16 protein-coding genes are annotated in these 18411 nt (G+C 49.2%); 14 read left to right on the top strand and 2 right to left on the bottom strand.

Going from position 1 to position 18411, the window contains the following annotated elements; translation table 11 throughout:
- The first annotated feature begins 19 nt into the window (after positions 1-19).
- From J4G02_11610 to J4G02_11590, 5 genes are all read left to right on the top strand, one after another.
- Complete coding sequence (locus tag J4G02_11610) at positions 20-715, top strand: ROK family protein (protein MCE2395223.1); 696 nt, start codon at positions 20-22, stop codon at positions 713-715.
- Between the two features lie 207 nt (positions 716-922).
- Positions 923-2230 (top strand): sulfatase, encoded by a 1308-nt coding sequence (locus J4G02_11605; GenBank protein ID MCE2395222.1) that lies wholly within the window; start codon positions 923-925, stop codon positions 2228-2230.
- Between the two features lie 288 nt (positions 2231-2518).
- Entirely contained in the window at positions 2519-2776 is a 258-nt protein-coding gene (locus J4G02_11600; protein ID MCE2395221.1) for a ferredoxin family protein, read from the top strand.
- Between the two features lie 224 nt (positions 2777-3000).
- Positions 3001-3231, top strand: coding sequence for a ferredoxin family protein (locus J4G02_11595; GenBank protein ID MCE2395220.1), 231 nt, complete (start codon positions 3001-3003; stop codon positions 3229-3231).
- A gap of 108 nt (positions 3232-3339) precedes the next feature.
- Positions 3340-3624, top strand: coding sequence for a DUF971 domain-containing protein (locus J4G02_11590; GenBank protein MCE2395219.1), 285 nt, complete (start codon positions 3340-3342; stop codon positions 3622-3624).
- A gap of 285 nt (positions 3625-3909) precedes the next feature.
- On the opposite strand, the gene J4G02_11585 is transcribed toward J4G02_11590, so the two are convergent.
- Both J4G02_11585 and J4G02_11580 read right to left on the bottom strand, forming a co-directional pair.
- Complete coding sequence (locus J4G02_11585) at positions 3910-4707, bottom strand: polysaccharide deacetylase family protein (protein MCE2395218.1); 798 nt, start codon at positions 4705-4707, stop codon at positions 3910-3912.
- A 23-nt stretch (positions 4708-4730) separates the two neighbouring features.
- The gene (locus tag J4G02_11580) at positions 4731-5795 is read right to left on the bottom strand and encodes an iron-containing alcohol dehydrogenase (protein MCE2395217.1); all 1065 of its coding nucleotides are present in this window, start codon (positions 5793-5795) and stop codon (positions 4731-4733) included.
- Positions 5796-6357: 562 nt separating this feature from the next.
- On the opposite strand from J4G02_11580, the gene J4G02_11575 reads away from it, so the two are divergent.
- The 9 genes from J4G02_11575 (at position 6358) to J4G02_11535 (ending at position 17957) form a co-directional block, all read left to right on the top strand.
- Entirely contained in the window at positions 6358-7452 is a 1095-nt protein-coding gene (locus J4G02_11575; protein ID MCE2395216.1) for a Gfo/Idh/MocA family oxidoreductase, read from the top strand.
- Positions 7453-7571: 119 nt separating this feature from the next.
- Positions 7572-8183 carry a hypothetical protein gene (locus J4G02_11570; GenBank protein MCE2395215.1) on the top strand — a complete coding sequence of 204 codons (612 nt, stop codon included), beginning with the start codon at positions 7572-7574 and terminating at the stop codon, positions 8181-8183.
- Positions 8184-8301: 118 nt separating this feature from the next.
- Entirely contained in the window at positions 8302-10113 is a 1812-nt protein-coding gene (locus J4G02_11565) for a hypothetical protein (protein MCE2395214.1), read from the top strand.
- A 424-nt stretch (positions 10114-10537) separates the two neighbouring features.
- The gene (locus J4G02_11560; GenBank protein ID MCE2395213.1) at positions 10538-11926 is read left to right on the top strand and encodes a short-chain fatty acid transporter; all 1389 of its coding nucleotides are present in this window, start codon (positions 10538-10540) and stop codon (positions 11924-11926) included.
- A gap of 124 nt (positions 11927-12050) precedes the next feature.
- On the top strand, positions 12051-13100 hold the full coding sequence (locus J4G02_11555) for a DUF2330 domain-containing protein (GenBank protein MCE2395212.1): 1050 nt from the start codon (positions 12051-12053) through the stop codon (positions 13098-13100).
- 39 nt (positions 13101-13139) lie between these two features.
- Positions 13140-13772 (top strand): outer membrane beta-barrel protein, encoded by a 633-nt coding sequence (locus tag J4G02_11550; protein MCE2395211.1) that lies wholly within the window; start codon positions 13140-13142, stop codon positions 13770-13772.
- A gap of 127 nt (positions 13773-13899) precedes the next feature.
- Positions 13900-15339, top strand: coding sequence for a M81 family metallopeptidase (locus J4G02_11545; GenBank protein ID MCE2395210.1), 1440 nt, complete (start codon positions 13900-13902; stop codon positions 15337-15339).
- Positions 15340-15458: 119 nt separating this feature from the next.
- On the top strand, positions 15459-17120 hold the full coding sequence (locus J4G02_11540) for a hypothetical protein (GenBank protein MCE2395209.1): 1662 nt from the start codon (positions 15459-15461) through the stop codon (positions 17118-17120).
- Between the two features lie 60 nt (positions 17121-17180).
- The gene (locus J4G02_11535) at positions 17181-17957 is read left to right on the top strand and encodes an exo-alpha-sialidase (GenBank protein ID MCE2395208.1); all 777 of its coding nucleotides are present in this window, start codon (positions 17181-17183) and stop codon (positions 17955-17957) included.
- Positions 17958-18411 lie beyond the last annotated feature (454 nt).

The following is an 18411-nucleotide window of genomic DNA, read 5'->3' as shown; positions in this document are numbered from 1 at the left end:
AGAAGGAGACCTGAGAAAAATGGCTAATCAGAAAACCTTGACAGTTGATATAGGCGGCAGCGGTATCAAAACGATGGTTCTTGATGCAAACGGCAATCCGATCGGGAAGCGGACGCGCGTCCCAACGCCGCGACCTGCTAAACCAGATTCTGTCCTCCACGGAATCGTCAAGTTAGCCAAGGGACAGTCAGACTTTGATCGTGTATCAGTTGGTTTTCCCGGTGTAATACGTAAAGGCGTGACCGAAACGGCGGTAAACCTCCACAAAGATTGGATTGGGTTCAATTTGGAAGGAGCGTTATCCAAAAAACTAGGCACACCTGTGCGCGTCCTGAATGATGCTGACGTTCAGGGGTTCGGCGCAATTTCCAGCGAGGGTGTAGAACTGGTTGTTACCCTAGGGACCGGCTTTGGATCTGCCCTGTTTCTTGATGGGAAACTAGTCCCCAATCTTGAGGTTGCACACCATCCATTTCGTAGAGGTAGGACCTATGAGGAGCATTTAGGGAGTGCTGCGTTAAAAAAAACTGGCAGAAAAAAATGGCAGCGGCGTGTGATGGAGGCGATCGCCTCTCTCGAACACCTATTTAACTACGATACCCTTTATATCGGAGGTGGCAATGCTCGGCGGCTTACGGTTGCCCTTCCTCCGAATGTTAAAATCATTCCCAACGTCGCTGGTTTATTGGGCGGTATCGCTTTGTGGAGGGACTAGATCAGGACTTACGCAGATTGAACAGAAAATTGGCATATTTTGCTGAAAAGTCGTTATTTGGTTGCATTTAACCCCCTAAATCCCCCAACTAGAGGGGATCTTCTCCCTTGTCTTTCCCCTCTTATCAGAGGGGTTCAGGGGGACTTTAAGAGGAAATGCGTAAGTCCTATAGATGTCTCCATTTACCGTAGAAAGAAGGGCTACTGCATGAAATCCCCAAACATTCTGTACCTCCATTCCCACGACACAGGACGCTACGTTCAACCCTACGGTCACGCTGTGTCGACACCGAATATCCAACGCCTTGCTGAGGGGGGCGTCCTTTTTCGACAAGCATTTTGTGCTAACCCTACATGCTCACCTTCTCGTGCTAGCCTCCTAACCGGCAAATGGGCGCACTGCTGTGGGATGCTTGGCTTAGTCAATCGTGGATTTTCGATGTCTGACTATAGCCAGCACATTGTTCATACCCTTAGAGATGGGGCGGGCTATCATTCGGTTTTAGGGGGACTCCAGCATGTCGCTCAGGACCCCGCCCAGATTGGCTACGATCGGATCCTAGAGGGCGAGCGCAGTCCCGAAAAGGTTGTCTCACGCACGGTTGATTTCCTGAAGGCTGCTCCACCACAACCTTTCTTTCTTGATGTTGGTTTTTTCGTGACGCATCGGGGGTTTCCAGAACCCGGTCCAGACGAGGATCCACGCTATTGCCTGCCGCCCGCCCCCATTCCCGATACGCCTGAAAATCGCTACGATATGGCGGCTTACAAGGCGAGTGCTCGTATTCTGGATAACAGTATTGGAGCGGTCTTGGATGCCCTTGATGAAAACGGGTTAGCCGAGAATACGTTGGTCATCTGTACCACCGACCACGGACTCGCCTTCCCAAGCATGAAATGCAATCTAACCGATCACGGCATCGGTGTAATGCTGATAATGCGTGGCCCCGGTGGCTTTACTGGCGGAAAGGTTTGCGATGCAATGGTTTCCCACATTGACGTTCTCCCTACAATTTGCGACCTATTGGATATTGTCGTGCCGAAGGGAGTACAGGGCAGCTCGATGGTGCCGTTAATCCGAGGTGAAATGGAATCCGTTCATGACGAGATCTTTGCGGAGGTCAATTATCACGCTGCCTATGAGCCTCAGCGCGCTGTACGGACGCAGCGGTGGAAGTACATCCGACGGTACGGCGACCGCCAGAAACCGGTGCTTCCCAACTGTGATGGAGGTCCAACTAAAGATGTGTGGCTGCAACATGGCTGGCAAGACCAATATGTTGCACCTGAACAGTTGTACGACCTAATCTTCGATCCAAACGAGACTCACAATTTAGTCCACGATTCGGTTGTGGCAGCCGTGCTTGATGATATGCGTCATCGACTCGACCGTTGGATGCTTGAGACGGACGACCCATTGTTGCACGGACCTGTTCCCGCGGATCCTGGTGTGCAGTTAAACGACCCAGCCAGCGTATCGCCGCCCTACGCGCTATACACTGTACCTCTCGATTAGCCCCTCTCAAAATACCAATGGGGTGCTCAGTATATGCACAAAATGTTCGACCGGTCCCACTCCAGAGGCATAGTATATTCATAGAATATTGAGTGGGTAATTTGGGGGATTAATAATCCGGTGAGATCTATTTGACAAACTTTGACAGATATGATATGATTAACTCGCCTTATTGAACTGAAAACACCGGCGCTTTGATTATTCCCAACTTTATTAAAGTCCCTGAATGATATACAATAATATAATTTTCAATAACTAATTTCCGAATGAAACAGGAGGATAAAACCGATGACCTACGTCATCACTGAACCGTGCATCGATGTTAAGGATACTGCTTGTGTTGATGTTTGCCCTGTTGACTGTATCCACCCAACCTCAGACTCGGACGACTTTGAGAATCACAACCAGCTTTTTATTGACCCTGTGGAGTGTATTGACTGTGGTGTATGTGAGCCGGAATGTCCGGTCGAAGCGATTTTCATAGATGAAGATGTCCCCGAAGAATGGGAGCACTTCACCCAGTTAAACGCTGACTATTTCCAATAATAATGCACTATAAAACCTAAAACGGGCAGCGACTTGAGAGGGATCCAAATGCCAAACCCTAATCGCTGCCCGTTTTTGCGATACCATAAATAGTGTAATAGTCCGGGGGCTGGTTGACGCTATAGATTCGTAGGTGAAATAGGTACTTATGCTATTTCAATAACAATTCTTGATTGGTTCTCTACAGTCATCTTAATATCGTAATTTTTTGATGGAACAGGTGTATTGATGTTAAGGATACTGCTTGTGTTGATGTTTGTCCTGTTGACTGTATTCACCCAACCTCAGACTCAGACGACTTTGAAAATCAGAATCAGCTTTTTATTGATCCTGCGGAGTGTATTGACTGCAATGTATGTGAACCGGAATGTCCGGTCGAGGCGATTTTCATAGATGATGAGGTTCCGGAAGAATGGGAACATTTCATCCAGCTAAACGCTGACTACTTCCAATAGTGATACATTACCGGCTGTCGAGACGTAAGCCGGTATTTTGCCACAAGCCTTAACACTAGGTGTCTACCACCACGCTAACCACTACAAATATCGTAGAATAGTCTGCAAATGACGCCTCAGCCAACCCAGATTCAACGGCTTCCAGACGCAATTAGTGTTCAATGGAACGATGGACACCAAAGCGAGTATTCCTATCAACTGCTGCGTCAAAAGTGCCCATGTGCACGGTGCCAATCAGATAAAAACCCGCTACGCCTGTTACCCACCGACCCCTTATCCCTCAACCTTACACTCGTTGATATACAGCGTGTTGGTCGTTACGCGATTCGATTGATCTGGGCTGACGGACACAAGACAGGTATCTATACATTTGAGTTTCTTCGTTCGCTCTAGCCAAGTCTAACAGCAACTGTGTCCGGTTGATGATCCCTTTCATCGACGGATTTCCCTCCACGAAAAACTTCTCCTTCCAGCATTGTGACTTCGATTATAATACTTGACTCGCCCCGTTGGCATCATTTTTTCTCCGTCGGGTTGAAGAGTTTCTATTGGAATGTATACGGTTTGGGAATTATATTATGTCTCTACCGCATGGGAAACAAAAAAGGTGTATAGATTGGGCAACAGGTTCACCTCATTGAAAGCAAAACGTGGGGAGGATATGCTACTGCCGTTGGTTTAGTAGTAGCACGGAAGATCTCGGCTTTGAATCGGGTCAACATATTTTGCCAAGTCACGCAGGGAAATGACAGTACAGTCGTTGTGGTAAAGATAATCCATGTAGGTTTCAAATGTTTCGGGGTCTGTGTTGACCCAAGGATGCTCCAAGGCAGGCACACCGTGGAACGTCAAGACAGCAATCTGTCCATCCCTTGCACCCTCAATTGCCCACGCCAAGTCATCAAACCCCCAGTGTGGTCCCGAAGCACCTGTCGTTGGGACGAGCAGCGGGTGATGTTTCGCCGGATTGTATGCGGGCCCTCGTCCTCCCTCTGAATCGTAAGTAAACTCCGGTGCAATACCGCGTCGTGCAAAGAGGAATCCTTTCTCAGTTAGGACTTTTACAGCTTCGGGCCCGTTGGAATAACCTGGATAACAGAATGTCTCAGGTACAGGGATACTGTATTCCTTGCAACGTAGGTCGATATGTTCTAGGTCGGCGAGTAACTCTTCGTTCGATTGGTTGTTCACGTTTTTGTGATGGCGGGTGTGGTTGCCAATTTCAAAACCGGCTTCGTGCAGTTCCTTAACCTCTTCCCATGTTACATAGTGCGCTTTGTTTTTGAGAAAATTGAGCCCTTCAGTGATAAAAAAGGTCCCACCGAAACCGTAACGCTTGAGTAACGGTGCAACATAGGTGGCATCCGATTTATTGCCGTCATCGAAGGTCAACACAACCAACCGATCGGGGATGGGCTGGAGATCTTGGGAGGCGGATACATTCCTATCGTCATCATACACACGTGATTCGTTCATCGGTTTCCTTTCAGGTTGACTCATTAGCTAGTTTCCAAGAACTCCCAGAGTCGGTCAAATTGCGCCCTTGTAATAGGCTGATGGCGCAGGATGGTATTGGTATCCTTTCTCTCCATGTAGCTCGGCGCAAACTCCAATCCTACACGAAGTTCCTCGCGGCTTATTCCTACTTCCCTTGGTCGGCGGCGCACTTTGCATCGATCTAGCCGATTCGTCAGAATTTCGGGCTGTTCGTCACAGTGCCAAGCGATGATGATTGCGCTGAATGCGACCATCTCTCCGTGGATGTAACTCGTGTTATGCTTTTCTTCTAGGGCGAGCCAGAAATCGTGGTCTCCGCTTGCAGCCTCCGGTCGTTGAATCCAGCGAGAATCGCGCTCCTGCACGCTTTTCATGATGTGTCGCACGCTTTTCCCTGTCAGGTTGCCCGCCGTATCAAGAGTTGCTTCAAAGCCTTGCGTAATCTCTTCATGGTGGCTAAGGACATCAGCAATCACTGTTTCGTCGCAAGGGCCCCCTATACCGTTTTTGGCACGCCAGCGCCATTCTACGGGTGCCGCATACCCGCATAGTATATCACCGAGACCAGCGGTATTCAGATAGTAGGGTGCTTCGAGAATCAAGTCTTCGTCCGCCAGAACATGGTCACAGTCCACCCATGGCCAGTCGTCTAGCGTTCCTACGATTTTCCGTCCTTCCCACTTCGCCACAACTCCATGGATAATCGCTCCTGTTGATACAATCGTTGGCACCATGACGAGTGGTAGATCTTTGTCCAATGCCACGAACTTTGAGACATCTAGCGCCCGTCCGCCGCCGAGTCCAACCACCAACTCTGCATCATCAGGCAAACTCTCGCTTATCTCTTTTTGATGTTTAGAATCCAACCATGCTGCATGGGCTACCCCTGCGGGTGGTTTGGATAGATAGGGTTGTGCTGTTCTGTACGCAGTCGGTGTGGACACCATTAAATAGCGTGGCCACCCGGCACTCTCCTTTTTTAGCAGCCCCGAACCGTAGCGGATTTCATATTCCGCTGCCGGTTTCATCTGACTTGCATGGGACCAACCGCGTCCTGCTTTATTCATGTGTCCTACCTTTCATTTTCGATCGTTTTTTTGAAAACGCTTTCCGGATTTTATCCGATTGTGTCTCAACTTTCAACTCTTTTCTAATCTTACGTCCACGCAGATTGTTCCGCTGCTATGATCAGCATCAGCGGCAGTCCCGGAAATTTGGAGTCACTTTCAATCCCGCTTCAATCCCTTAGTTCGCTGGCATTCTGAGATTTCATCGCTTCTCCTCATCTTTTTCTGATTTGCCAAATCATAATTACTTGACTATGTCACATTACAATTGGATCGACGTTTTAGTGTGACACGGGCGTGATAAATTTCAGATGTAATCTGTGACCGTTTGCAGTATAATTAGACCAATTTTGCTTCTAATCAGTTATACGGTTGATTGTCTTGGCATCATGGGGGTTGCCATTCTACGATAATCTGCGAAATCAGCGGATAATTCAAGATAAGTAAGGAGATGGCACCTTGATACGTTTGATTGTCAACATTGGAAGGGAAGAACCTACGCTTCCCTTCCGTCCACGCTTATACTACATTTTATTCATAAGCGACGAAGGGAGCGAACGGTATGCAGCCGACACAAGTTGCTGTCATTGGCTGTGGGAGAATTGCCAACGAGGGACACCTGCCCGCATACCGCACAGCGGCAGAGGTAGGTCTTTGCACACTAGTAGGCGTTTGCGATGTCATTCCAGAGCGGGCACGGCAGACCGCACGACAGTATGACACGAAGGCTTTTGAATCAGCCGAAGATATGATTGCTGAAACGCAGCCGGAAGTAGTGAGCGTTACCACCATGCCGTCGAGTCACCATCACCTAACGCTACACGCACTTAACGCCGGGTGCCATGTGTTGTGTGAGAAGCCGGTTGCGATGAATCTCAGCGAAGCGGGGGAGATGGTCCAAGCGGCTGAACGTGCCGGGCACCTCTTGAGCGTCTGTTTCGAGTATCGCTATTGGGATGAATCGGTCTATCTGTATAACCGCATTGCCGCCGGTGACCTCGGTCCAGTACATGCAGTGCGCACCTGGGGCGGGAGCGTATACGGTTTCCCGACGATTACGAGTTTCCACCGACAAGCGAGCGCAGGTCGTGGTGTTCTAGACCATTGGACGATTCACAATATAGATTTAGCGCTTTGGCTGTTGGGCAACCCTGAACCGCTCACTGCCAGCGCATTCTGTCATCAACGTCTAGCTCGCTATCCGGCGGGGTTGGGTCCATCGCTCAATACGATTAAGCCAGAGGCAGTGGATCCAGAGATTGAAGACTTCGCCATGGGTTTCGTGCGGGTGGAGGGTGGCACAGTGATCGCCGTTGAAGCAAACTGGCTACAACCCCCGTCCGAACGTCATGAGGGATGGGAATTGCTTGCAGAGCGCGGGACGGCGTCGATCTCACCCATCCGCGTGTGGCACGACCACGGTGATAAATGGGTTGATGCTACACCCCCGCCGGGGACACTAGCACCATGTGACTACCGTATGGAACGGTTAATCACGGGCTTTCTGCAAGCTGTTCGCACCGGCAAACCAGCACCGGTGTCAGGTGCAGAGATTTTGCGCATCCAGCGCCTCATGGATGCTCTGTATGAATCTGCGGCGCGGGGGCATGAGGTCATCGTTGCGACAATGCTATCGAATCCGGCGGAGCAGAAATGAACCAGCCGGACAGACGAAGTATACCAGACGGATACAACATGGCGTCACGCTTATCTGAGAGGATGTCCGAAGGGGACAGGCGTTTCATCAGGATTCTCACGGACGAAGGGGTTTAGCTCATGGGATTAATCTATATCGAGTATATCAGTCGTCGCCCAGGCGTAGATATGGCAGACTTCCGAGCCGGGGTGACCCACGGACAGGAGGGTTGGGATACCGGCTATGGGGAAGACCAGCTGGTGTTGAACATTGGTCGGACGTGGCGACTGGGACCAGAGCCGGAATATCTGACGGCCTGGTATTCACCACAAGCAAGTTTTGATCGGATTGATGCTTGGGATCGCATCTTCCGCAGTGATGAGGTGGATCCGCTGGAACGCCCTTTTTTTCAGGTTGCGCGGATTGATGTCGCCGGCTGCTATCTGCCATTGGTCGAACCGGTTTACGCCCGCAATGGACGCTATTATGCTGAATTCTTTCGCGTCCAAGCAGATTTGGATACCGTCCGCAGTTTCTACACCGCACGGACTCAAAGGCATCCTCACTTTGCCCTCACTTTGCTGGTGAGCCGCATTGGGAAACTCGGTCCGGAGCCGGGTGGACTCGCCATCTGGCAGATACCGAATTTCCTAGCGTTGGGGGCGATTGCTCAAGAATTGGATGGGGTACGCTTACCCATCGAGTTGGTAACTGCTGGAACCTACATGGATTTCGGGCACGAGATTTTGTGAATGCCTGTGAATCAATTTGTAGGCCCTGTTCCAAATCTATCAGGGTTTATAATCACCGCGCCCAGACCTGTATGGGAGGAAGCGTGAACTACTCGGAAGAATGGAAAGGATCACCATAATGAAAGATGAAATCATTTCAGATTTGAGTAAGTGTCAACCAGCCCATTGTCTTGATCGAGACTATCGTCATGGCACTTGGCGGCTAATTGACTATGAAACCGAAGAATTTGATGGCACGATGATCTATTCCGGTCCCGGTATGAATTCTGAACCGCTGACATTACCCTTAAACTGTGAGGGCTATCATGCGATATACGTGGGTGTCCATTACCCTGGCCAATTTGGGGACGCTCATGTGCGGCTCCGTTTGACCGATGATCCGGCATATACCCTCGTGAGGGCAGAAACACAATCTGGAAAAGATCTCAACGGCATTCCACCGGAACTGAGATGGAGCCACACAACGAAGGCGTTCTCAGATTACCAAGTTTCTGAGGCTTTCTGGAAGGTCGCGAATCTGACCGGGGCGGACCTCATCATCAGTCGCTTCAACGAGGGTGGTCGGGGTGGTAGTTATGGCGAGATGTACAGCAGCTTGGTCTATGTTCGGCTTGTCCCCCTTTCTGAAGCGGAAATAAATGAATACCGGCAGGAGTTACCTCGGAGGGATACCAAACGTCTCGTCGCTATGAACGATGCAGGTATTTTCTCCGAACTGTGCACGAAGGAAGATATCTGGGCGCAATTTGAGCCATATAGAGACAGCGATGTGGACATTATGCTATGGGCGACCTTCAAAGGCGAAAACTGTACCTATCGCAGCCGTCTTGGCCGCACCCTGACCGACAGTAACAATCCCTTTGACCGCTTCGCCGCTCACGAGCGTTGGGACGTTACGCTTGAGAGGTTAGAAGAACAAGGGATTGACTTCATGGCGGAGGTTGTGCAAGCTGCCCACGCACTTGGCATACGTATCTTCCCAAGTCTCCGTCTACAGGGGCCGAAAGCGGTGCCGCTGGAGATGGAAAAGGGGAGTTTCTATGAACGGCATCCCGAATTTCGTTGCAAGGACAAGCACGGTAGGGGGATAGCGCATCTCAGTTTGGCTTTTCCTGAAGTCCGGCATCTGTGGATTTCTCTCCTCTGCGAAGCGTTGGAATACGGATTTGATGGGGTGCATGTGATTTTTTGTCGCTCCCAACCCTTCGTGTTATATGAGGCGCCGGTGATTCAGCGGTTTCGTCAGGAATATGGAGAGGACCCGCGTGAATGCCCAGACGACGACCCACGTTTCTGGAGAATTCTGGCTACCTTTGTTACCCAATTTGCTCGTGAACTCAGGGCGGCTGTCGACGCCATGAGTAAAAGGATGGGGCGGCAACTCGAAATTGCCTACAATATTACTTCGACGATGGAAAGTCGCCTTCGGGCACCGGGAACAGATTCGGCTTCCAGACCGGAGGTCGCTGGGGGCACTGGTAAATATAACCTCGGTGAGGTCATGCAAAGTAATATGGTATGGGGAATTGATGTTGAGGCTTTGGTGAAAGAGGGCTTGGTAGATTACTTGATGCCCCATCCAACTTTTGCAACAAACGCTGCAGAATGGATTCAACCGATGGTGGAATTAGTAAAAGATACACCGGTGCAATTGTATCCAGACCTCTATCCCCGCCGCCAGCCTCCAGCCGCCTCCCTTTACTCCGCGCAAACCTTATATAAGCTAGGCTGTGATGGCCTTACGCTGTGGGATACCTATTCTCGTGTATTCCGAATCTCCGAGTGGGCGATGATGAAACGCTTGGGGCATCGGGAAGCGTTAAAGGATTGGCGAGAAGGTAGCAAGGGCGACGACTATTTCCGCGTCCTGAATTTCAAGTGGATTGGTGATCGGAGTGGTGATCCACGCTATTACCAAACCAATGGATAGATAGTCCTTTCTTTCATTCTCACCTTGATTGTACAAGTAAATCGTTATTGACAGACTATAACGGTAGGGTCATTTATAGTGGACCTTAGAATTAATGAGACACTCCAAACCGGTACGGTTACAAACCGCACCTACCGAGGGGCGAAAGTGTCTATTTATTTTTTGAATTCACTATAATTCTCCCATAGCTCGCTCCCCCGGTCAAGGCTGCGGCGGGGAAACCAGATGCCCCGCCTACGGATTCGGGTCATTCCGACATGGGTGAAGAAACGGAAAACTAAATGACCCTAAACCGACGGAGTGGGTTATTGACTTTTTCAGATTGGCCATGCTACGATAACCTTCACGATTTGCCTTTTCCGATTTGGTTAACGTTGACCTGAAAGATATTCATGCTATTGAGCAGATTGGTAGTTTTTAACCCATGACAGACCACCACCAGCGAAACACCAATATACTCCAGCGTTGGGGAGCAGTGCTAACAACTTGGACTGAAAGATGGATTCCAGATGCCCTCGTAATTGTTTGGATACTGACCGCGATTTGCTTTATTTTCGCTCTCATCTGGGGAGATGCTTCGCCGGTGTCAGCGGTAAAGGCGTGGGGCAATGGGTTTTGGGTGTTGCTTGAGTTTGGGATGCAGGTGTGTCTGACGATGATCACAGGGTATATCCTCGCCAGTGCACCGATCGTCAGGCGTACCCTTCAAAAGCTAGCGTCGTTACCAAATCCGGATAAGCCGACGCAATCGATTATCCTGATGAGTCTGTTTTCCATGGTTACCGCTTGGCTCAGTTGGGCTTTCAGTCTAATTGCCAGTGCACTGTTTGCTGTGTTCTTGGTGCATCGAAATCAGAAGGTTGATTATCGGCTGCTTGTGGCAGCGGCTTATCTTGGGTTGGGGTGTACATGGCACGCCGGATTGTCCGCTTCCGCCCCCCTTTTGGTGAATACGCCCGACAACTTTCTGATTCAGGGCGAGATTCTCCAAACGACCATTCCAGCGACTGAAACCATTTTTAGCCCTTTTAACATCCTCCTACTTGTGTTGGTCATCGTTGTAGTGACTGCAATGATGGCGATGATGCACCCTTCAGCGGAGCACACTTACCGGATCAAACCTGAACTTTTAGAACAGTTGCAGTTATTCGAGACACCTGAAAAACCACATTCGATGTCGCCATCAATATGGCTGAATTGGTGGCCCGGTTTTAACCTGATTGTCGGAATGGTTGGGTTGGGTTGGCTTTTTGGCAACGTCGTCCGTTTAGGCTTCGCCAATGCTATTACCCTTAATACCATCAATTTCTTTTTTTTGATGCTCAGTATTCTTTTGCATTGGTATCCGTGGCGGTTTCTTAAAGCCGCCGAAAATGCAGGCAAGGTTGTGTGGGGAGTTATCATTCAGTTCCCATTCTACGCTGGTATCTTTGGTCTGTTCAAATTTACCAATCTTGCGACTGTGTTCACCCAAGCCTTCATCGCCATCGGGAGCAAAAACACGTTCTTGCTGATTGCTTATTGGTATGCCGGTATTTTGAATTACTTTATTCCCTCCGGTGGCTCAGAATGGGCGGTTACAGCACCATACCTTATACCCGCGGGAAACGCGCTCGGTGTTGAAGCGTCAAAGATAGTTGTTGCATACGCTTGGGGCGACATGATGACTGACATGATTCAGCCCTTCTGGGCGATTGCAATGCTCGCCATCGTTAAATTAGAATTTAGAGAGATTATGGGCCGTCTATTACTGGTTTTCTTTGTATATTTTGGAGTGACATCGGCGGCATTCCTCATATGGCCCTTGTTGTAGGTGGATAGAGCAGTCCTGGACTTGAAGAAAAGAGCCCTTAGAAACAACAGAATCGGCTATATTCATGCAACTGTGAACAATCTTTTTGGAACCCTATTTTCCACAACCCATGGAGAGTTCAACAATGACAAGGCACTTTGATTTTCTTTGGCTGTTTGCGCTGCTTCTACTCCTTCCAACTGACGGATACGCCCCCTGTGTTATGTTTACGCCTCCGGACCAGGAATTAAATGGCACCGGGCAACGTGCGTTCATTGCTTATAATCCGCAAACGCAACAGGTCAATCTCGTTCCTAGCATCAACATCAGCGGTGAAGCGACAGAATTTGCTGTCGTCATCCCAACGCCCTCCATCCCTAAACTTGACACAGTAGATCGGCGGATCTTTAGGGAGTTGAATGACCTTACAATGCCGGTGACCCGATGGCGCGGGGGTGGCGGAAGTTCGGGGTGTAACGTTTTCACAACAGAGGACAGTGACGGCATCGCTGTATTTGATAGTGCTAGCGAAGAGGATGGGGTTACTGTCATCTCTGAGCAAGAGGTGGGGGCTTTTGATACCGTTATTCTCACGGCTAATAATCCGATGGCACTAACCGATTGGCTTGACGAACATGGCTATCACCATTCTATTGACGACAATGCAATACTACAGGGCTACATCGATCAGAAATGGGTATTCACCGCTATGCGATTGCGCGTGGAGTTTACGGGTGGTGGGCGTCGGTCCGCCCGCTTTTTCGACCAACCCATTGATCCAATCTTATTGACATATACGGCGGAGCGGTTAATCTATCCATTGCGTCTAACCTCGATTAGTGCCCGGGAGGGTACAGATGTTACCGTATACATTCTTACCCCGAATAAAATGCACTTTCCAAGCGCGAAAGTTGAGTACGCCAACTGGATTACTGATAGTGAGCGCGATGCAATTCGTCTACGTTATCCAACTCTCGGTAGCTTTATCGGAGAATCACATTACCTCACTCGTTTGCGTCGTAGCTTTGCCCGAACCGAAATGGATACAGATTTTGAGTTAGTTCGTCACCAGGACAACCAAGAATTTCGTCGCGTCCGGTATATGGGATTTGCTTCTCTGCCTGATATTCTACTGCTCGGTTTAATGACAGCTGGCTACTTTGTATGGAGACGAATACGACCATTCAGACGGTAGTTGCAGCCTGAAATGACCGAATCAAAGGAGATCGATTGAATGAATTCCCAACGTCATAGATTGATTATACTTTTTAGTCTTATATGTATGGCTCTCATTTTTCCACGTATTTCGTCTGCCAGATTCCAAGAGGGCTTCGGACTGTACGGAGGGTTCCATAGCCCATCAGAGGCTAGCACCGATGGCATTTACGGAAGCGGGCCTATGTTCGGGGTGCAGTATAAACTCGCGGTTTCGACTCACACGGGGTTAGCATCATCAATTGGTGTTCTACAGAAGCAGGGCGATCCTTACAACGATAACACCTTCATCGGTACAGATCCATCATCTAGTGTAACGTTTGTGCCTGCTGAAATCAGTTACATCATCAATCTCATATCAAACCTACCCGAAACGGAACGGCGGATTCACAGTTTGTACATCGGTGTCGGTGTTAATCATATTTGGACCCGTGAACGGGCCCCCGGCTCACCCCTTGCCAAAGGTAATGCTTTTGGCAATCAGCTTTTGGCTGGCACAACTTTCTCAATATCGAAAGGCTTTGTTTTGGGCTTAGAGTTCAAATATCTGAGAAATCGACCGCTCATGAAATTGGATTCGGGCCGCACCTATCGTGTACAACTCGATGGTACACAAGCTCAAATGACATTTATGTGGCATTTTGGGGATTAATGACTTGTGCGGGTGGTTACAGATTCTAATCAGAAAGCGTCCAACCGTAACTATGCCCGGATCATTCGATAGACCTTGTTGATTGCTTTGGAGAAATCAAATCGCTGTTTAACAAAAAAGGAATGTTATGCCTAAAATCATCGTTGCCAACTATTTCCAAGAAACCAATTCGTTCCACCCCAATCCCACTACGTATGAGGATTTTAGTGTTCACTTTGGGCACGCTTTATTCAACGCGGGTCGTGAGGATATCAACGGTGCGCTGAACATTTTTTCTCAGCGGTCCGACTTGGAGGTTGTGCCCACTTACGGAGCTAGCATGGGTGCGGGTGGTACAATCACCCACGAATGTTTTGAGCGAATCACCGGAGAATGCTTGGAAGCAATTGAGAAAAACAGTGCTGGGGCAGACGCCCTATTTTTCGCCATGCATGGAGCGATGGCTGCCGAAATAGAGCAGGATCCGGAAGGCTATATTCTTCAAGAAACCCGTAAAATCTTGGGACCGGATGTCCCCATTGTTATCTCTCTTGACATGCACGGCACCGTTACCCGGCGCATGTTAGAGCTTATCGATGGTGCTGCTATCTTGCACACGTATCCGCACATCGACTGGTATCAGTTGGGTGAGCGGAGTGCTACAATGCTGCTAAGTATCCTCGATGGTGCGAAACCTATTATTGGTAGTGTGTATACACCTACCATGGTGCGCGGTGACGAACTCAAGACCGCAACCGGTGTGCACGGGACGTTCATCCGACACCTTGAGCGGCTTGAAGAACGGGATGATGTGTTGGCTGCGGGCATCATGCTGGGGCACCCGCCTACCGACTGCCCGGAGCAGGGATCTCGAATCGTCATTGTTACTGATAATAACAGGGAATTGGCTGAAGTAGAAGCGATGCGAATCGGTCAGAACTTCTGGGACATGCGTGAACGGATGCAGTGTGTTCTGTACAGTGTGGAGGCGGCGATTGAAAACGCGAAGAAAGCGGACGGAGCGGTTGTCTTTTCCGATGCTGCCGATGCCACAAGCTCTGGGGCACCGGGAACTAGCAATGCAATCCTAAAAGGGTTTTTAGAGAGCGACTACACAGGACGGGTGCTTTTGCCTATCCGGGATGAACCGGCGATTGAGAAAGCGATGGAGGCGGGTTTAGGCAGTACCATTACCGTACCGCTCGGTGGCACGAAAGACCCCCGTTTTACCCCGATAGATGTGGAGGTCACGGTGGAAGCCCTCGCTATAAGAGACAATGTGCATATAGCCGTTCTCAGGGCTGGTAACATCACTATCGTCGCTGCTACCCAAGGCGGTATACTATGCGATCGATGGATGTATCCCGCTGTTGGTCAGGATCCAAAGACGTTTGATGTCATTATCCAGAAATTGCCGCATACACCCTATGAATTTTATGATGAGTGGGCTGTCCGAAACATGACTATCGACGTTCCAGGCGCAGCGAGTCCTAATATCAAGACGCTAGGCCACAAAATTGTACGGCGACCGATTTACCCACTTGATGAAGACATGTCTTACACTCCGCAGGTCGAGATATTCGACTAGTAGATTGCGGCAAAGATCGGTTTGAATTAATTTTCTTGTCATCCTGTCATTAGCTCATGATATAATTATGCTTAGTTTTAGTATACCTCGGATTGCTTCAAGAGGGGAGGATACCATAAATGGTAGACGATAGCAGAGAAGAACACCGAATGATCATTTTTGGCAATGACAGCGACCCCGTCCAAGAACACTTAATTCGAGAAGGCAGTGTAGCCAAAGATAGGTCTACACAAAACGGCATTTTAGAGCGGAAAATACATGCCGAATCCTATACAGTTACTCTGTACGCGTTATTAAAAGATTACGGTTTAATCCCTGTTTTTCGGATTAAGCCAAGGATACGATTCCACCGATTTAACTATGATAACCAAGCTTCGAGTGCACCTCTTCGTTACAATTTAGATGACATCGTTGATTTTGCTGAGGTCAAGCGCGGTATCGAATCGGGTGAACCTGTAGATAGTGCGCTTCAGGAGCAGGTCTTCGGAGATGCCCCTTCCCTTAAAGGCTTGTCTGATGATCCTGCACTACAACTGGTATCTCAGCGCGATCTGTTTTTACGGAATCCTCCTTTTAAGACGAAAACAAAGGTTTTCGGCGGCGAGGACGATCATACACAGGGGATTCCCATTGGAAAATTCCTCGACGCCCTCAACTATCCCACACAAACTCAATCTATTTTCAAACCCTTTCCTCAAGGTTCATCGTTTGCCACCGATCTCTTGGAAGCGTTGGAACCTTTTCATCACTTGGAATTTCAGTTCGGTGTCTACTCACGATATGAAAGACGAGACTGTGTGCTAGCAGGTGATATTTCTAAAGCGGCAGGGGGATACCGTACTACTTTTGATCCGTGGACAGTATTGGGGTATATCCACTCCAATGGTCAGATGCAACAGCTCCAAATTCTTGCCCATGAGAGAGGCACGCGGTGGGAACATAAAATCATGATTGAGGAGATGGACCCACCTACGCTTGAGCTAATCTCTCAAAAGATACGCACGTTACGACAGGATAACCTCATTGGTCGGGTTTTGTCCAAAAGTCAGACAGGGTTGACGCTCCTAGCGGACACACAAGAAGCACGAATCAACGCAACAAATGACCTGTTTGTGGATTATGAACTACAAATAGAAACAGCCCTCCCAAAAGACAGATTCGCAGACATTGAATGTCGCAGGAAATTACGGGGTGCTTTTAACTCAAACGGTCAATACCAGCTGCATCCTCTCAATAAAGATATTGTTGAAAAACACCTTAATCTGGCAAAAGGGGTCAATAACAGTGTGATATATACTCTGGATAATGTCTATCTGATGCAGGGACCAATTCGGCAAAGGATTAAAGAGAAGGATTTGTATATCACAAGAACCCCGATTCGTGAAAGGGTCGTCATGCGGTCGGCACAGGAGTTGAGGGACCGTATGCCAACAAATGGATTTGAGGAATGCTGGAACGAATCCATTGATGAGGCGGGATATACAATTATCAACAAGGCAAGTGATCGATGCTATATCGTCAGTTACGGTAGGAGAAAAACCGGAAATATTCTTGATGGCACGGTGACGAGACAACCTTCAGAATATTACCTTTCAATCAAATATCTGGGAATCACTCCTGAACGTTACGGCGATTTTATCTCTAAGACCTCCAAGGGTACTGTGAGGAAGAGAAGCATTCCACCGCGTGGGTTGTTTAATATGATCGCCACTAGAGAGGATAGAGTCATTCGGGAGATGAAGAATCTGATGATGTATCTAAAAAATAAAAAGTTAACCTAAGATGATTCTAAGTTTTCCTCAGAGACTCAAATTGTCGCACAAATGGGAGCGATTAAACCGATGATTGAGATTCGTGGGACCGGCCACATCTACCGTAACCCGAAGCCACATCTTCGCGCTCGACATGCGTGGCACCCAACCTTGGTGGTCATTGACCAGAACGAACTAATTGCCGCGTTTGACATCGGTGAGGCGGTTGAGAGTTTGGATTACCGTACCTATATCAACCACAGTCATGATGGTGGGGAGACTTGGGACGCGCCTGTGCCAATGTTTCCTGATAATCTGATCCAGCATCCGACGCGGCGCACCACGCACATTGGGCGACCGAGACGGATGTCGGATGGTGAACTGGTCGCATTCATCGCTCGTTTTTACCGCGACGACACGGAACAGGGTATCTGGAATCCAGACACAACAGGTGTGGCGGAGATGGATTTAATGGTAGCGCGGAGCACGGATGATGGTTCGACTTGGAGACAACTCCAGTACATCTCACCACCTCTGGTGGGGCAACCCTTTGAAGTCTGTCACACCCTTGTCGAGTTAGCAGACGGTCGATGGTTGGCTCCGGTATCATGCCTGCGGTGTTGGGACGGATCAGCTCCCAACGGTTTGAAGGTTATCGGGATGGTTTCCGCCGATCAGGGGGTGACTTGGCCCACATACATCGACATATCGTCCATTTTGAGCAGTCGGTTGTACAGTTGGCAGATGAACGCCTGCTCGCTGTTGGCTGGGCATTTGATGAACGCAGCGGTAAGACCAAAGCGGTCAGCTACGCGGTCAGTCACGATGGCAAGACGTTTTCAACCCCACCGCATCCGACGGGCTTGAATGGAGAGACCAGTAAACTGTTGGCGCTGCCAGATGGGCGTGTCGTTTGTGTTTACCGTGGTATTGACCCGACGGGATTGTGCGGTACTATCGCGCATCTTGACGGTGAGCAATGGCAACACGACAAACCGCAGGTGCTGTGGCAGGGTGACAGACTCACAAAAATGTTTGGGGAGGCAACTGCTACGGAGGAACTGCGTTCGCTGAAACTCGGTTGCCCTAATCTTGCCTTGCTGCCCGATGGCGATGTGCTGGTTGCGTTTTGGTGCCATGAGGATGAGGTCTACAACATCCGTTGGGTACGGCTTGCGGTCAGTTGAGGTTGGCAAGGTGTCCTATCATTATTCCTACTCTAATAGGACTTACGCATTTCAGGGAACAACGATCCTCCGTTCCGACTAGTAAACAAGCCTACACCCTCCTCAAAACATGCGGGATCCTTGTTAGGAGCAAT

The organism is Candidatus Poribacteria bacterium (assembly GCA_021295755.1).
Lineage (GTDB): Bacteria > Poribacteria > WGA-4E > WGA-4E > PCPOR2b > PCPOR2b.
This window is presented reverse-complemented; position numbering and strand designations above follow the sequence as displayed.

Bases quoted from the DNA above. Each gene is read 5' to 3' on its own strand.
- J4G02_11610 (MCE2395223.1), top strand. From the start codon at position 20: ATGGCTAATCAGAAAACCTTGACAGTTGATATAGGCGGCAGCGGTATC.
- J4G02_11605 (MCE2395222.1), top strand. From the start codon at position 923: ATGAAATCCCCAAACATTCTGTACCTCCATTCCCACGACACAGGACGC.
- J4G02_11600 (MCE2395221.1), top strand. From the start codon at position 2,519: ATGACCTACGTCATCACTGAACCGTGCATCGATGTTAAGGATACTGCT.
- J4G02_11590 (MCE2395219.1), top strand. From the start codon at position 3,340: ATGACGCCTCAGCCAACCCAGATTCAACGGCTTCCAGACGCAATTAGT.
- J4G02_11585 (MCE2395218.1), bottom strand. From the start codon at position 4,707: ATGAACGAATCACGTGTGTATGATGACGATAGGAATGTATCCGCCTCC.
- J4G02_11580 (MCE2395217.1), bottom strand. From the start codon at position 5,795: ATGAATAAAGCAGGACGCGGTTGGTCCCATGCAAGTCAGATGAAACCG.
- J4G02_11575 (MCE2395216.1), top strand. From the start codon at position 6,358: ATGCAGCCGACACAAGTTGCTGTCATTGGCTGTGGGAGAATTGCCAAC.
- J4G02_11570 (MCE2395215.1), top strand. From the start codon at position 7,572: ATGGGATTAATCTATATCGAGTATATCAGTCGTCGCCCAGGCGTAGAT.
- J4G02_11565 (MCE2395214.1), top strand. From the start codon at position 8,302: ATGAAAGATGAAATCATTTCAGATTTGAGTAAGTGTCAACCAGCCCAT.
- J4G02_11560 (MCE2395213.1), top strand. From the start codon at position 10,538: ATGACAGACCACCACCAGCGAAACACCAATATACTCCAGCGTTGGGGA.
- J4G02_11555 (MCE2395212.1), top strand. From the start codon at position 12,051: ATGACAAGGCACTTTGATTTTCTTTGGCTGTTTGCGCTGCTTCTACTC.
- J4G02_11550 (MCE2395211.1), top strand. From the start codon at position 13,140: ATGAATTCCCAACGTCATAGATTGATTATACTTTTTAGTCTTATATGT.
- J4G02_11545 (MCE2395210.1), top strand. From the start codon at position 13,900: ATGCCTAAAATCATCGTTGCCAACTATTTCCAAGAAACCAATTCGTTC.
- J4G02_11540 (MCE2395209.1), top strand. From the start codon at position 15,459: ATGGTAGACGATAGCAGAGAAGAACACCGAATGATCATTTTTGGCAAT.
- J4G02_11535 (MCE2395208.1), top strand. From the start codon at position 17,181: ATGATTGAGATTCGTGGGACCGGCCACATCTACCGTAACCCGAAGCCA.